Genomic DNA, 15348 nt, shown 5'->3' on the forward strand with positions numbered 1-15348 from the left:
CGGTGTCAACGGGACTTTGTTGCGGATCGATTGCGGTACCGCTCCCACCACCCGCCTTTTTCACCATCAAAGCGGATCTAAGTAACCGGTTTGCCATCGATCGTTGACGCCGTCTCTGCCGGCGTGGTTTCTTCGGCTGCAAACCTTTGCAGCTCTCCGGGGAGGCCGACGCCATGTCACCACCCGCCCGGGAACGGGTCCGGCACGCGCTGGTCGGCGCCGGGGCGCGGGCCGAGATGTTCGTCCGCGCGCTGGCCCTCGACCACGCCGACACCGCCGAACTGGTCGCCCTCGCCGACGTCAACCGGGCCCGGATGGACGCGCACAACCGCTGGCTGGCCGAGCTGGGCCACCCGCCGGTGCCCACCTACCGGGCCGCCGACTTCACCGCCATGCTGGCGAAGGAGCGGGTCGACGTGGTGCTGGTGACCAGCGTGGACGTCACCCACGACGAGTACGTGACGGCCGCCCTGCGGGCCGGCTGCGACGTGGTCACCGAGAAGCCGATGACCGTCGACGCGCCGCGCTGCCGGCAGATCCTCGACGCGGTGGCCGAGACCGGCGGACGGGTCACCGTCGCCTTCAACTACCGCTACAACCCGCTGCACGAGCAGGTCCGCCGGCTGCTCGCCGGCGGGGCGGTCGGCGAGATCGGCTCGGTGCACTTCGAGTGGCTGCTCGACGTCCGCCACGGCGCCGACTACTTCCGCCGCTGGCACCGGGACAAGGGCACCTCCGGCGGGCTGCTCGTGCACAAGGCCAGCCACCACTTCGACCTGGTCAACTGGTGGCTGGACGCCCGCCCGGTCGAGGTCCACGCGGCCGGCCGGCTCTTCTTCTACGGCGAGTCCGGCCGCCGGCACGGCTACGCCCGCGACTACGACCGGGCACACGGCTCCCCGGCCGCCGCCGACGACCCGTTCGCGCTGCGGCTGGCCGAGCACCCCCGGCTGCGCGAGCTCTACCTGGACGCCGAGACCGAGGACGGCTACCAGCGCGACCGCAACGTCTTCGGCCCCGGCGTCACCATCGAGGACGACCTCGCCGTGCTGGCCCGCTACTCCACGGGCGCCACGATGACCTACCACCTGACCGCGTACGCCCCCTGGGAGGGCTACCGCGTCATGGTCAACGGCAGCCGGGGCCGGCTCGAACTGGAGGTCACCGAAAGCGACCACGTCTCCCCCGCCGTGGCCGGCGCGCTCAAGGGCGCCGCCCTGCACGGCGACGAGGCGGCGGCCGAGCGCGGCGCGGCCCGGCTCACGCTGCGGCCGTTCTGGGCGCCCCCGGTGGACGTGCCCGTCGAGGGCTGGACCCGGCAGGGCCACGGCGGCGCGGACGCCCGGATGACCCGCGTGCTGCTCGGCGGCGAGCCCGACCCGCTCGACCGGGCGGCCACCGCGTACGACGGGGCGCTCGCGCTGCTCACCGGGCTGGCCGCCAACCGCTCGCTGGACACCGGCGCCCCCGTCCGCGTCGCCGACCTGCTCACCCTCCCCTGACCGAGGAGTCACCCCCCGTGCCGACCGTCTCCCGCAGCGACCTGCTCCTGCCCGCCGAACCCGGCCAGCGCGCCCTCGCCCGCGAGCTGTACGCCCTGGCGGCCCAGCAGCCGATCATCTCCCCGCACGGGCACGTCGACCCGGCCCTGCTGGCCGAGGACCGCCCGTTCCCCGACCCGGCCCGGCTGCTCGTCGTGCCCGACCACTACCTCACCCGGATGCTGCTCAGCCAGGGGGTGCCGCCGGCCGACCTCGGCGTGCCCAGCGTCGACGGCAGCCCGGTGGAGACCGACGGGCGGACCATCTGGCGGCGCTTCGCGGCGCACTGGCACCTGTTCCGCGGCACCCCGTCCCGGCTCTGGCTGGAGCAGACCTTCCGGGACGTGTTCGGGGTGACCACCGCGCTCTCCCCGGGCACCGCCGACGCCGTCTACGACGAGCTGGCCGCGCGCCTGGCCGAACCGGAGTTCCGGCCCCGGGCACTGTTCGAACGCTTCGGGATCGAGGTGCTCGCCACCACCGAGTCCCCGCTGGACGACCTCGGCCGGCACGCCAAGCTCGCCGCCGACGGCTGGGGCGGGCCGGGCGGGCGGGTGGTCACCACGTTCCGCCCGGACGACGTGGTGGACATGGAGTTCGACAGCTGGTCGGCCAACGTGGACCGGCTCGCCGAGGTCGCCGGCGAGGACACCGGCACCTACGCGGGCTACCTGGCCGCGCTGCGGCGACGGCGGGAGGCGTTCATCGCGGCCGGCGCCACCTCCTCGGACCACGGGCACCCGACCGCCCGTACCCTCGCCCTGGACCCGGCCGAGGCGGCGGCGCTCTACGACCGGGGCCGGCGCGGGCGGGCCGGCGCCGCCGACGCGGAGGCGTTCCGGGCGCACATGCTGCTGGAGTTCGCCCGGATGTCGCTGGACGACGGCCTGGTCATGCAGCTGCACCCGGGCGCCGTGCGCAACCACAACCGCTGGCTGTACGCCCGGCACGGCCGGGACGTCGGCGGCGACGTGCCGCAGGCCACCGACTACGTGCACGGCCTCGCGCCGCTGCTCGACGCGCACGGCAACGACCCGCGGCTGCGGGTGGTGCTCTACACCCTGGACGAGGACACCTTCACCCGGGAGCTCGCCCCGCTCGCCGGCGGCTACGCGGCCCTGCTCCTCGGCGCGCCCTGGTGGTTCCTCGACTCCCCGGAGGTGCTGCGCCGGTTCCGGGAGGCGGTGACCGAGACCGCCGGCTTCTACAACACCGCCGGGTTCGTCGACGACACCCGCGCGTTCTGCTCGATCCCGGTCCGCCACGACGTGGCCCGCCGGGTCGACGCCGGCTTCCTGGCCCGGCTCGTCGCCGAGCACCGGCTGCCGGCCGACGAGGCCGCCGAGACCATCGTGGACCTGGCGTACCGGCTGCCGAAGCGGGTCTTCAAGTTCGGAGGGGCTTCATGACCACCATCACCGATGTCACCGTGCACGACGTCCGGTTCCCCACGGCCGCCAGCGGCGACGGCTCGGACGCGATCAACCGGGGCGACTACTCGGCCACCTATGTCGAGCTGGCCACCGACGGCGGCCCCACGGGCGCCGGGTTCACCTTCACCAACGGGCGGGGCAACGAGATCACCTGCGCGGCCGTGCGGGCCCTGGCCCACCACGTGCGCGGGCGGACCGTCGCGGAGATCGCCGCCGAGCCGGTGGCGTTCTGGCGGTCGCTCACCGCCGACGTGCAGCTGCGCTGGCTCGGCCCCGAGAAGGGCGTCATCCACATGGCGACCGGCGCGCTGGTCAACGCCGTCTGGGACCTGCGCGCCAAGCTGGCCGGCAAGCCGCTGTGGCGGTTCCTCGCCGAGCTGCCCACCGACGACCTCGTGGCCACCGTCGACTTCCACCACATCACCGACGCGCTCACCCCCGACGAGGCCGCGGCCATCCTGGACAAGGGACGCGACGGCCTCGCCGACCGCCGCGCCGAGCTGGAGCGGGACGGCTTCCCCTCGTACACCACGTCGGTCGGCTGGCTCGGCTACCCCGACGACAAGGTGCGGGCGCTGACCCGCGCCGCGTACGCCGACGGCTGGCGGGCCATGAAGATGAAGGTCGGCGGCCCGCTCGACGACGACCTGCGCCGGGCCCGGATCATCCGCGCCGAGATCGGTCCGGACGCGCTGCTCATGATGGACGCCAACCAGGTCTGGGACGTCGACGAGGCGATCACCGCGATGACCGTGCTGGCCGAGGTCGACCCGTACTGGATCGAGGAGCCGACGCACGCCGACGACGTGCTGGGCCACGCCCGGATCGCCCGCGCGGTCACCGAGCTGACCGGCGGCCGGTGCCGGGTCGCCACCGGCGAGGTCGCCGCCAACCGGGTGATCTTCAAGCAGCTCCTCCAGGCCGAGGCCATCGGCGTCATGCAGGTCGACGCCTGCCGGGTCGGCGGGGTCGACGAGGTCCTGGCCGAGCTGCTCATGGCGGCGAAGTTCGGCGTGCCGGTCTGCCCGCACGCCGGCGGGGTCGGCCTCTGCGAGTACGTCCAGCACCTGGCGGTCTTCGACTTCCTCCGGGTCGGCGCCAGCCTCGACGGGCGGATGGTCGAGTACGTCGACCACCTGCACGAGCACTTCACCGACCCGGTCCGCACCCGCGGCGGCCGCTACCTGCTGCCCAGCGCCCCCGGCTACAGCAGCACCATGCGGCCCGGGTCCATCGCCGAGTTCCGCTTCCCGGACGGCCCGGCATGGCGGTGACCCCCGGCACCGACCGTCTCGGCCTGTCCACCCTGCGCCGGCTGCCCGTCGAGTGCCGGCCGCTGCTGCGCCCCGGCACCGTGCCGGCGGGCATCGTCCACCTCGGACTGGGCGCGTTCCACCGCGCCCACCAGGCCGTGCACACCGAGGCGGCGGTCGGCGCGGCCGGCGGGGACTGGGGCATCGTCGGGGTCGCCCCGCGCAGCACCGCCGTGGTCGACGCGCTCGCCGCGCAGGACGCCCTGTTCAGCGTCACCACCCTGGCCGCCGAGGGCTCGGCCACCCGGGTGGTCGGCGCCCTGGCCGGGGTACGCCACGCGGCCGCCGACCCGGCCGCCGTCGTGCGTCTGCTCGCCGACCCGGCCATCCGGGTGGTGACGCTGACCGTGACCGAGAAGGCGTACCACCTCGACCCGGTCACCGGCGCGCTGCGCGCCGACCCGAACCTGGTCGCCGACCTCACCACCGACCGGCCCCCGCGCACCGTGCCGGGGCTGCTGGTCCGCGGGCTGCTGGCCCGGGCCGCCGCCGACGCCGGCCCGGTCGCGCTGGTCAGCTGCGACAACCTGCCGGCCAACGGCCGCCGGCTGCGCGGCCTGGTGACCCAGGCGCTCGCGCTGGCCCGGGTGCCCGACGGGCCGGCCGGCTGGATCGAGCGGCAGGTCACCTTCCCCGGCACCATGGTCGACCGGATCGTGCCGGCGCCCACCCCGGACACTCTGGACACGGCCCGGCGGGCGCTCGGCGTGACCGATCTGGCGGCGGTGGCCGCCGAGCCGTACTCGCAGTGGGTGGTCGAGGACGACTTCCCCGGCGGGCGGCCGGCCTGGGAGCGGGCCGGGGCGGTGCTCACCGCCGACGCCGGCCCGTGGGAGCGGCTGAAGCTGCGCTCGCTCAACGGCGTGCACTCGGCCACGGCGTACCTGGGCGCGCTCGCCGGCACCGACACGGTCGCCGAGGCCCTGACGCTGCCCGGGCTGGATGACGTGCTGCGCCGGCTGGTCGCCGAGGACGTGGCGGCCAGCTTCACCCCGCCGCCCGGCGTCTCCGTGCCGGCCTACGGGGAGGAGGTGCTGGCCCGGTTCGCCAACCCGGCGATCCGGCACCGCACCCTCCAGATCGCCATGGACGGCTCGCAGAAGCTGCCGCAGCGGGTGCTGCACACGATCGTGGACCTGCGGGCGGCCGGCCGCCCGGCCCGCTGGGCCGCCCTGGTGGTCGCGGCCTGGTTGCGCTTCGTTCTCGGGTACGCGGACGACGGGCGCCCGCTGCCGTTGGACGACCCGCTCGCCGACCGGATCCGCGCCGCCCTCGCCGCCGCGCCGGAAACCCCGGCCGGTGCGGTCGACGCGCTCTTCGCGCTGCGCGAGGTCTTCCCCGCCGAACTGGCCGCCGACGACGAGGTCCGGGCCGACGTGACCGGCTGGCTGACCGCGCTCGAACGGCACGGCGTGCGGGCCACCCTGGCCGGTGCGGCGTGACCGGCCCGATCGCCGCGCGGCCCGTCGAGGCCGCGGCGGGTGCGGCGCCCACGGTCGCGCTGGTCGGGGCGAACGGGCACGGGCGCTGGCACCGGCGGGCCATCGCGCCGCTGCACGACGCCGGCCGGGTGCGCCTGGTCGGCCTGGTCGACGTCCGCCCCCTGGAGGACGAACCGGCCGCACCCGTCCCGCCCGGGGCGCGGATCTTCACCGACCACCGGGCCATGCTCGCCGCCGTCCGTCCCGACGTGGTGGTGGTCTGCACCCCGCCGCACACCCACCTGCCGATCGCCCTCGACGCCCTCGCCGCCGGGGCGGACCTGCTGCTGGAGAAGCCGCCCGTGCTCGACCTGGCCGAACACCGGCGGCTCGCCGCGGCGGCGCGGGACGCCGGCCGGGCCGTGCAGGTCGGCTTCCAGGCGCTCGGCTCGGCGGCCCTGACCGAGCTGACCGCCGCCCTCGCGGCCGGGCGGCTCGGCACGGTCACGGCCGCCGCCACCGTGGCGTCCTGGCGGCGACCCGACGCCTACTACGACCGCGCCCGCTGGGCCGGCCGGCGCAGCCTCGACGGCCGGCCCGCGCTGGACGGCGCCCTGGCCAACCCCCTCGCGCACGCGGTGATGCAGTGCCTGGCCGTCGCCGAGGCGGTGACCGGCGCGCCGGTCCGGCCGGCCCGGATCGAGGTGGAGCGCTACCGGGTGCGGCCCATCGAGGTGGACGACACGGCCGTGCTGCGGGTGACGCCGCGGAGCGGGCCGCCGGTGCTGGCCGCGGTCACCCTGGCCGGCGAGGAGCACATCGCCGGCGAGGTGCACGTCACCGGCGACCGGGACCGGGCCGTGCTGGAGTATCCGACCGACCGGCTCCGGCTGCCGGGTGACCCGGCGCCGCGCGAGGTGCCCGGCCGGCGCGGGCTGTTGGAGAACCTGCTCGACCACCGGGCCGCCGGCACCCCGCTCATCGTGCCGCTGGCGCGGACCGCGCCGTTCACGGCGGTCGTCGCGGCGCTGCGGGACGCGCCGGAGCCGGCCCTGCTCGGCGGCGCGCTGGTCCGGTCCGAGGGCGACGGGCCGCAGCGGGTACGCGTCATCCGGGGCGTCGACGCGGTGCTGCGCCGGGCCGCCGCGTCCGGCGCGCTGCCGTCGGAGTCGGGGGTGCCGTGGGCGGTACCGCCCTACCGGGTCGAGCTGCCGGACGGGGAGGCGCCGCAACGGTAGTGCAAACCCCGGCAGGGCCGGGTCCGGGCGATCCGGACAGAAGCCCGCGTATCCGGCCGCTCCCGGCCGGGGCAATACCCCACGCATCTCTCCATTGCAACAAACCTGCACACACTACACATTGACCCATATAAAACAATGACTTTACCGTCAGGTATCGGCCACCAGAAGCTGACAGGACGGTAGGAGTCATGCGTAGAACAGCAGTCGGCGCGGCGCTTGTCGCCGCCGCGCTCGCGGTCACCGGCACCCCCGCGCCCGCCGCCCCCGCCGCCCCGGCCCTGTCCCGGCTCGCCCAGGAAATCGGCCGCCAGGCGCTCCCCGCGAAGGACGGCTGGGCCGCCGAGGGCACCGGCACCACCGGCGGCGCGGCCGCCGCCCCCGACCGCATCCGGGTGGTGCGCACCCGCGCCGAACTGGTCGACGCGCTCGGCGGGGACAACGCCACCAACGCCACCCCCAAGATCGTGTACGTGGCGGGCACCGTCGACGGCTTCGAGGGCCCCGACGGCGCCCTCCTCGACTGCGCCGACCTGGCCGACCCCGGGTACACGCTGGACGGCTACCTGGCTGCGTACGACCCGGCGGTCTGGGGGCGCGTCGACCCGAGCGGGCCTCTGGAGGCGGCCCGGGTGCGCTCGGTGGCCAACCAGACCCGGCAGACCCAGATCACCGTCGGCGCCAACACCACGATCGTGGGGCTGCGCGGCGCCCGGCTCACCGGGCTGACCCTGATGATCGACCGGGTCAGCAACGTGATCGTCCGGAACCTCACCCTCACGGACGCCCGGGACTGCTTCCCGGCCTGGTCCCCCACCGACGGCGACGCCGGCAACTGGAACTCCCAGTACGACCAGATCTCCGTCCGCCGCAGCGAGCACGTCTGGGTCGACCACAACACGTTCACCGACGGCGACAACCCCGACAGCGGCCAGCCGGTCCACTTCGGCCGCCCCTACCAGGTGCACGACGGGTCGCTCGACGTCACGCACACGGCGAGCCTCGTCACCGCCTCGTGGAACCGGTTCGCCGGAAGGGACAAGCTCATGCTGATCGGCTCGTCCAACACGGTCGGCCCGGACGTCGGCCGGCTCAAGGTGACCGTGCACCACAACCTCTTCGACGGCGACCTCCAGCGGCTGCCCCGGGTCCGGTTCGGCCAGGTCGACGTGCACGAGAACCACTACCGGCTCGGCGGACCCGGCTTCGCGTACGCCCTCGGCGTCGGCGTGCAGTCCGCCATCCACGCCGAGAACAACTTCTTCACCCTGGCCGGCGACGTCGACGTGGCCGACCTGATCCAGGACTGGGGCGGCACCGCGCTCACCGAGCGGGGCAGCTGGCTGCGCCAGGGCGGCGGCCCGGCGCGCCCGGTGGACCTGCTCGGCGCGTACAACGCGGCGCACGATCCGGACCTCGACGGCGACGCCGGCTGGACGCCCACCCTGCGCGCCGCACCCGTGCTGCCCACGCCGCTCGTGCCGCTCGTCGTGGGCGCGTTCGCGGGCGCCGGCCGGCTGCCCCTCTGACCCCGGAGCCGCACCCGTCCCCCACGCGGCGCCCGGCCATCCCACCCCCACCCACCCTGGAGGAAGCACCGTGCGACTCCGACACCACCGAGGGGCGCTGGCCGCGGCCGGCGCCGGCCTCACCGCCCTGCTGCTCACGGTCGGCCTGACCGGCAACGCCGCGGCGGCCACCCTGTTCGGCGACACCTTCGACGACGGCAACGCCGACGGCTGGTCCAAGTCCGGCGGCGACTGGTCGGTGGTCACCGACGGTTCACCGGCGTACCGGCAGGGCAACGCCGCCAGCGAACTGGCCCGCGCCTTCGCCGGCCAGACCGGCTGGACCGACTACCGGGTGCAGGCCCGGGTCAAGCCGCTGTCGTTCAACGGCGCCAACCGGCTGGTCGGCCTGGCGTCCCGCTCCACCAGCTCCACGAAGATGTACCGGCTGGCGCTCACCAACGCCAACCGCGCCGAGCTTCAGATGGTCAACGGCAGCCAGATCTCCGTGCTCGGGTCCGCCGCGCTGACCGTCGCCACCGGCACCTGGTACACGCTGCGGATCGAGGCCACCGGCAGCACCGTCAGGGGCTTCGTGAACGGCACCCAGATCGCCTCCGGCACCGACACCGCGTACGCGGCCGGCCGGATCGCGCTCGTCACCGCGTACGCGAGCGCGGTCTTCGACGACGTCGCGGTGGACGGCGCCGGCGGCACCCCGACCACGCCGCCCACCTCCTCCTCCCCCACGCCGTCGCCGACGACGCCGGCGCCGACCACGCCGCCGCCCACCAACCCGCCGCCCACGACGGGGCTGGTCGGCTGGGCCACCCAGAACGGCGGCACCACCGGCGGGGCCGGCGGCGGCACGGTGACCGTGAGCGACGCGGGGGCCCTGGCCGACGCGGTCGAGGGCGACACGGCGGCCACCGTCCGGGTGAACGGGAACTTCACCTGCTCGACGGAGATCCGGGTCGGCTCGAACAAGACCGTCATCGGGATCGGCGCCGGCTCGGGGCTGACCGGCTGCGGCCTCAACCTGCGCGACGCCCGCAACATCGTCGTCCGCAACCTGCGGATCGCCAAGGTACGCGCCGGCGTCGGCAACGGCGACGCCATCCACCTGGACAACTCCACCAACGTCTGGATCGACCACAACGACCTGTCCAGCGACACCACGAGCGGCACCGACTACTACGACGGGCTGCTCGACGTCACCCACGGGTCGAACTTCGTCACCGTCTCCTGGAACCGGCTGCACGACCACGTGAAGTGCTCGCTGGTCGGGCACAGCGACAACAACTCCGGCGAGGACAGCGGCAAGCTGAAGGTGACCTACCACCACAACGCGTTCAGCAACTGCTTCCAGCGCAACCCGCGGGTCCGCTTCGGCAACCCGGTGCACGTGTTCAACAACTACTACGTGACCACCGCCAACCCGTCCTACAGCTACGGCATCGCCACCACCTGCGGCGCCGGCGTGCTGGTCGAGGGGAACTCCTTCGAGAACATGACCGACCCGACGCACGTCGGCGAGGGCTCCTCGCCGACGGGCAACCTGGTCGAGCGGAACAACCTGTACGTCAACTCGGGCATACCGCAGACCGCCGGCAGCGTGGCCTCGATCCCGTACGCGTACACGCTCGACCCGGCGAGCACCGTGAAGGCCACGGTGACCGTGGGGGCGGGCACCGGGAAGATCAGCGGCTGATCTCCCACCGCCGCCCGGCCGGCGTTCCCTTACCGGGGGCGCCGGCCCGGCCGGTAATCGCGTTGCCGGGCGGGGCGGAACCTGCCAACATCGCTGCCATGATCGAGAGAAAGGGCGTGACCGCCCTCGCGCCATGAGCGCGCGCAACCGGCAGCGGGCCCGACGCCGCGCCGGCAGCCACCGGAACCTGACCGATCAGCTCGACCGCTGGTACCGGGCGGCGGAACTCCGCGACGGCTGGCTCCGGAGCGCCCTCAGCACCGAACCCGCCGACCGCGACCGCGCCGAACGGGCCCTCACCGGCCTCTACGCCCGGCTCGGCCGGCCCCGCCCCCGGTTCCACTGGGTGGCCAGTCCCCGGCAGGCCGTCGACCTGCTGGACGAACCCCCGATCCGGTACGGCGGCCCGACCGACCCGGACCTCCCCTGGCACCTGGCGCGGCAGCTCGCCGACGAGGTGCACGGCCTGCGCCGAAGGCTGGACGACCGGACCCGCAGCGCGGGCGAGCCGCCCTGGTGGGTCGGGCGGAGCCCGCTCGTCGCGACCCGGCCGCCGGCCGAGGCGCTCGACGCCGGGGCGCGGCTGGACGACCTGCTCGACACCGGCGTCCGCGACTCGCTGCACCGGACGGTCCGCGACGGGATCCGGGCGGTGGTGCGGAACGGGCTGGTCGCCGAGGTCCCCGAACCGCCCGGGCTGCGCTGGCACGGGCAGCACGACGTGGCCTGGCTGGCGCACTACGACGTCCGCCGGCAGCTCCGGCCGGGCCGCTACGACCCGGACGACGACCGGCACCTCGACCTGTGGGCCGAGGCGGCCCGCTCGTGCGGCTGGTGGTGGCCTCGGGAGGGCGTCTGCGTGGTCACCGAACGCACCACCGTGGCGCACACCGAGCCGGTCCCCGGCGCCCACCACGGCGAGCGGCGCAGCCACAACGGACACGGCCCGGCCGTCGGGTACGCCGACGGGACCGGCGGCCACGCCTGGCACGGCATCGCCGTGCCCGAGTGGGTGGTCCACGATCCGACGGTCGAGCGGATCGCCCGCGAGCGCAACGTCGAGGTGCGCCGCTGCGCGATCGAGCACCTCGGCTGGGACGCGTACCTGGCCGAGGCCCGGCTGCGGCTGCTCGCCGAGGCGCCGGACCCCGGCAACCCGGGCTGCCGGCTCCAGCTCTACGACCTGCCCCGCCAGGTGTGGGGGCGGCCCGCCCGGGTGCTGCTGGCGGTCAACGGGTCCGTCGAGCGCGACGGCCGACGCCGCCGGTACGGCCTCACCGTCCCCGACCACCTCGACGACCCGGTCGCCGCCGCCGGCTGGTCCTACGGCCTGACCGGCGACCAGTACGCCCGACTCCTCCGCCGAACCTGAAGGTGATGACCATGACCCTGACCCTCGCCGAGCTGGCCGGCCGCACCGGGCTGACCGTGCTCGACCACCTCGAACAGCAGGTCCGCATCCCCGTCGTCGACGGCCTCCAGGCCCAGGGCGACCTCATCGTCATCCCGCTGCGGATCCTCGCCGACGTGCAGCCGTCGCCGCGGGCACGCTGGCGTCCCGTGCCGCCCGGCGGCGTCGAACTGCTCCGCGGGGCGGCCGGCGGGAACCCGCACACCCTGGTCGCCGGGCCGGGCGACGCCGAGTGGACGGCCGACGTCGCGGATCCGCAGTTCCTCGCCGTCGGCGTGCTGCGGTGCGTCCGGCCGGCGTACCTCATCCACCCCGAGCACGGCGGCTCCGGCATCGCCCCCGGCACGTACCTGGTCCGCCGGCAGCGGGAGCGCAGCACCCAGTGGGGCGGCGGCGACCACCTCGTCGCCGACTGACCACGCTCCCCGACCCGGCGGGGGATCAGCCGGGCCCGGCGGTGCCCGCCCGTTCGCGGCGGGCGGCCCACCGGGCCCGGACGACCCGGACGACCACCAGCAGCACCACCAAGGCGAGCAGCGCCTCGCCGCCCCAGCCGAGCCGCCGCTCCAGCAGCCGGAACGACGCCCCCGCCAGATAGCCGAGGAGCGTCACGGCCACCGCCCAGAGCGCGCCGCCGGTCAGGTTCGCCACGGTGAACGCGCGGTGCGGGATGCCGCTCATCCCGGCCAGCCCGGGCACGAGGGCGCGCAGCGCCGCCGCCCACCGGCCGAGCACGACCGCGACCGCGCCCCGGCGGCGCACCAGCTCCAATGCTCGCGACAGCTCCCCCGCACGGGCGAACCGGCGGGGCACCCGGGCCAGCAGCCGCCGGCCGTACCGGCGGCCCACCAGGTAGCCGGCCTGGTCGCCGACGGCCGCACCGGCGACCGCCGCGACGATCACCGCCCACAGCGGCAGGCGTCCCTCGTGGGCCAGCACTCCGCCGACCAGCACGGCGATCTCCCCCGGCACGACCAGCCCGAGGAAGGTCGACGCCTCCAGCGCCGGCAGCAGGAACACGAGAGCCAGGACGAGGGCGGGCGGCAGCGCCACCAGCAGGTCCAGCACCCGGTCCACCCGCCGATTGTGACCCGGGATCGAGCGCCACCGCGCCGGCTCCGGCCGCCTCCGACACCCGGGCGGGACGAACCGCCGGGTCGAGGAATACCGGCGGGCCCGACCGGGGACAATGACCGGCAGGACGGGACGGTGACGGCGAGCGCCCCGGCCGGGGACGTGCGCGGGACGGGGGGCCGGACGTGGAGGGTGGGACAGCCGCCGGGCTGGTGCCGGGCGACGACCCCGCCGGGACCGCCCCGGTGTTCACCGTCGACCTGCCCGCCGACCCGGTGCGGCTCGCGCCCACCCGGGAGCGGCTGCGGGGCTGGCTGCGCGGCCACGGGGTGAGCGACTGGGACGTCGAGACCGTGCTCATCGCCGCCGGCGAGGCGTGCGCCAACGCCATCGAGCACGGCTACCGCTTCGCGCCCGAGGGGATCACCACGCTCCGCGCCGAGCTGCGCGACGACCACCTCGTGATCGAGGTGCGCGACCGCGGCGGCTGGCGGCCCGACGCCGACGGGGATCCCACCGACCGGGGCCGAGGCCGGATGATCATGACCCGGGTGATGGACGAGGTGAGCATCGTCGGCACCCCGGAGGGCACCACGGTCCACCTGGTCAAGCGACTCAGCGGCGGCTGACCGACACGGTCGGGAGGCCGACCGGGGACCACGCTCCCTAGCGAAGATCAGCTATAAGGGACGCATGGAGTTCCCGGCGTACCTGGCGACCATGCCGATGCACGCGATCACGGAGATACACGGCGAGCCGGGCCTGCTGGCCCGCTTCCGGCTGGAGATCGAGGCGTTCGACGAACCCGCCCGGGAGCGGCTCACCGCCGCCCTCGATCTCGCCGCCGAGCTGCACCGGGAGGACCGGCGGGTGCGCGAGCCGTACCTGAACCAGCTGCTCCGGGTGGCGATCCGGATGATGCACCACTACCAGGTGCGGGACGTGGACGTGATCGTCGCGGGCCTGCTGCACGACGCCGCGGAGGACCACCCGGCGGAGCTGGCCGGCCCGGACACCGCTGGGGAGCCCACGCCGGCGGCGCTGGACGCCCTGGCCGCGCGGTTCGGCCCGCGGGTGGCCCGGCTCGTCGGTGCGGTCACCAACCCGGCGTACGACCCGGGGCGCGACCGGCACGTCCAGTACCGGGAGCACGTGGCGGCGAGCCTCGACCGGGAGCCCTGGGCCCGGGTGATCAAGGTGTCGGACTTCACCGACAACGGGGTGGGCGTGATCCACACGGTCGGCCCGAAGGTGGCCCGCTCGGCGGCCAAGTACCGGCCACTGGTGCCGGTCTTCCGCGACCTCATCGCCCGGCCGGACACGCCGCTGTCGGCGCCGGTGAAACGGCACATCTTCGCCCAGCTCGACCTCGCCGAGGAGCGATTCAGCGCGATCCTCGACCAGCCCAACTGACCAGCGCCCCGTCAGCCGGTGGCCGTCGGCGGGTGGCCGCTCGGCCGGCGCCCGTCGGCCGGTGCCCGGTATACCCCCGAGGCCGGCGCCCCGTCGGCCGTCGGCCGGTGACCGGTGGCCGGTGGCCGGTGCCCCGTGCGGTCGGTGGCCGGTACCCGCTCGGCCCACGCCCCGTCGGACGGTGGCCGGTTGGCCGGCGCTCGGGCAGCCGGCGCGCGGTCAGCTCGCGTCCGGGGGTGGGGCGCCGACCCGGCCGCCGAGGGCGGCGGTGATCCGGGCCCGCAGGGCGGCCAGGCGGTCGGGGTGGTCGCGCAGCACCACGCACAGCGAGTGGTGGCCGCCGGCGGCGACCGCGCCGAGCACGTCGAGGAGGGTGCCGAGCTGGGCCGGCGGCTCGTCGGCGAGCAGGTCCGCCGCGCCCCGCACGACGAGGGTCAGTGGGCCGGCGTCGAGCCGGTCGGCCAGCGCGTCGGCGAGCGCGTCCCAGTTGCGCCCGAACCAGCCGGGCAGGGGTAGCGCCCCTGCCAGCGCCTCGTGCAGGCCGGCCCGGGTCCGGGCGTCCGCCCCGGCCAGGGCCACCCCGGTCGGCTCGGCCGCCGCCCCGTCGTCGAACGCGAGCCAGGCCGGCGGGTACGGGGAGGCTGCGCCCATCGGTCGATCCTTTCCGGCCGGCGCGGGTCGGACCTCGGCCCGACCCGCCCCGACGCCGTTCAGAGCCGGTAGAAGTTGGCGTAGTGGTCGGGCGAGAACCAGGTCACCCCGGTGCTCTTGTTGACCACGATCCGGTACGCGTCCCGGGCGGCACCGCAGGCGCGCGGGTAGACGTCGTACTCGTAGTAGGTCGCGTTCGTGGGAAGCTGCCCCTCGTAGTTGTAGAACCGGCCGCCGGCGAAGTTGCACTGGCCGCCGCTCCAGGAGTACCAGCCGCGGCTGGTCGGGAAGCTCCGGGCGGACCAGCCCGAGCGCGCGGTGCGGGCGTCCGCGCAGCGGGTCATCGTGCAGGAGCTGTAGACGGCTGCCTGCGCCGGCTCGGCGAGCCGGGTGGACGCCGCCGGCGGGCCGACGAGCGCGGCGGCGACCATGGCGGTGAGCAGGGCGCACGCGCCGAGAGCCCGGCGTACGCGGGCGCCGGTGGAGCGGAGCGGGGTCGCGAGCGTGGTCAAGGGATCCTCCCTGAACTGGGCAACTATATCGACCGATGTCGTTGTCCGGTCGCGCCCAGTCTGGCGGTGATCCTCCCCGACGTACAGGCCCGTGCCGCGAATGCCGGGTGAACGCTGGATGA

General features: G+C 75.4%; 14 protein-coding genes. 11 read left to right on the top strand and 3 right to left on the bottom strand.

The genetic code is table 11. The annotated features are described in order from the left end of the window. The first annotated feature begins 173 nt into the window (after window positions 1–173). The 9 genes from ABZ452_RS16285 (at window position 174) to ABZ452_RS16325 (ending at window position 11992) form a co-directional block, all read left to right on the top strand. Complete coding sequence (locus ABZ452_RS16285) at window positions 174–1502, top strand: Gfo/Idh/MocA family oxidoreductase (RefSeq protein ID WP_357943277.1); 1329 nt, start codon at window positions 174–176, stop codon at window positions 1500–1502. A gap of 17 nt (window positions 1503–1519) precedes the next feature. Next, window positions 1520–2950, top strand: a complete 1431-nt coding sequence (gene uxaC, locus ABZ452_RS16290) for a glucuronate isomerase (RefSeq protein ID WP_357943279.1) — start codon at window positions 1520–1522, stop codon at window positions 2948–2950. Further along, window positions 2947–4248 (top strand): enolase C-terminal domain-like protein, encoded by a 1302-nt coding sequence (locus tag ABZ452_RS16295; protein ID WP_357943281.1) that lies wholly within the window; start codon window positions 2947–2949, stop codon window positions 4246–4248. Before uxaC ends, ABZ452_RS16295 begins: the two co-directional genes overlap by 4 nt. Continuing rightward, a complete protein-coding gene (locus ABZ452_RS16300; protein WP_357943283.1) occupies window positions 4239–5729 on the top strand; it encodes a mannitol dehydrogenase family protein in 1491 nt (496 codons plus the stop codon). Before ABZ452_RS16295 ends, ABZ452_RS16300 begins: the two co-directional genes overlap by 10 nt. Next, entirely contained in the window at window positions 5726–6946 is a 1221-nt protein-coding gene (locus ABZ452_RS16305; RefSeq protein ID WP_357943285.1) for a Gfo/Idh/MocA family oxidoreductase, read from the top strand. The genes ABZ452_RS16300 and ABZ452_RS16305 overlap by 4 nt, the downstream gene beginning before the upstream one ends. A 191-nt stretch (window positions 6947–7137) precedes the next feature. After that, window positions 7138–8475: a pectate lyase gene (locus ABZ452_RS16310; protein WP_357943287.1), complete on the top strand. Its 1338-nt coding sequence runs from the start codon at window positions 7138–7140 to the stop codon at window positions 8473–8475. A gap of 70 nt (window positions 8476–8545) precedes the next feature. Further along, window positions 8546–10165: a family 16 glycoside hydrolase gene (locus tag ABZ452_RS16315; protein WP_357943289.1), complete on the top strand. Its 1620-nt coding sequence runs from the start codon at window positions 8546–8548 to the stop codon at window positions 10163–10165. A 133-nt stretch (window positions 10166–10298) separates the two neighbouring features. Further along, on the top strand, window positions 10299–11537 hold the full coding sequence (locus ABZ452_RS16320) for a DUF6745 domain-containing protein (protein ID WP_357943291.1): 1239 nt from the start codon (window positions 10299–10301) through the stop codon (window positions 11535–11537). 11 nt (window positions 11538–11548) lie between these two features. Next, a complete protein-coding gene (locus ABZ452_RS16325) occupies window positions 11549–11992 on the top strand; it encodes a hypothetical protein (protein WP_357943293.1) in 444 nt (147 codons plus the stop codon). Between the two features lie 25 nt (window positions 11993–12017). On the opposite strand, the gene ABZ452_RS16330 is transcribed toward ABZ452_RS16325, so the two are convergent. Continuing rightward, window positions 12018–12653: a DedA family protein gene (locus ABZ452_RS16330; RefSeq protein WP_357943295.1), complete on the bottom strand. Its 636-nt coding sequence runs from the start codon at window positions 12651–12653 to the stop codon at window positions 12018–12020. A gap of 182 nt (window positions 12654–12835) precedes the next feature. Between ABZ452_RS16330 and ABZ452_RS16335 the strand changes: the two genes are divergently transcribed. Together ABZ452_RS16335 and ABZ452_RS16340 are read left to right on the top strand one after the other, a co-directional pair. Continuing rightward, a complete protein-coding gene (locus tag ABZ452_RS16335) occupies window positions 12836–13279 on the top strand; it encodes an ATP-binding protein (RefSeq protein ID WP_357943297.1) in 444 nt (147 codons plus the stop codon). 64 nt (window positions 13280–13343) lie between these two features. Beyond that, window positions 13344–14063 (top strand): HD domain-containing protein, encoded by a 720-nt coding sequence (locus tag ABZ452_RS16340; RefSeq protein ID WP_357943299.1) that lies wholly within the window; start codon window positions 13344–13346, stop codon window positions 14061–14063. Between the two features lie 219 nt (window positions 14064–14282). Here the strand turns inward: ABZ452_RS16340 and ABZ452_RS16345 are convergent, their stop codons facing one another. Beyond that, the gene (locus ABZ452_RS16345; RefSeq protein ID WP_357943301.1) at window positions 14283–14714 is read right to left on the bottom strand and encodes a barstar family protein; all 432 of its coding nucleotides are present in this window, start codon (window positions 14712–14714) and stop codon (window positions 14283–14285) included. 59 nt (window positions 14715–14773) lie between these two features. Then, window positions 14774–15226: a ribonuclease domain-containing protein gene (locus tag ABZ452_RS16350; protein ID WP_357943303.1), complete on the bottom strand. Its 453-nt coding sequence runs from the start codon at window positions 15224–15226 to the stop codon at window positions 14774–14776. Window positions 15227–15348 lie beyond the last annotated feature (122 nt).

Origin of the sequence: Micromonospora sp. NPDC005707, assembly GCF_040631005.1 — a bacterium.
Taxonomy (GTDB): domain Bacteria; phylum Actinomycetota; class Actinomycetes; order Mycobacteriales; family Micromonosporaceae; genus Micromonospora.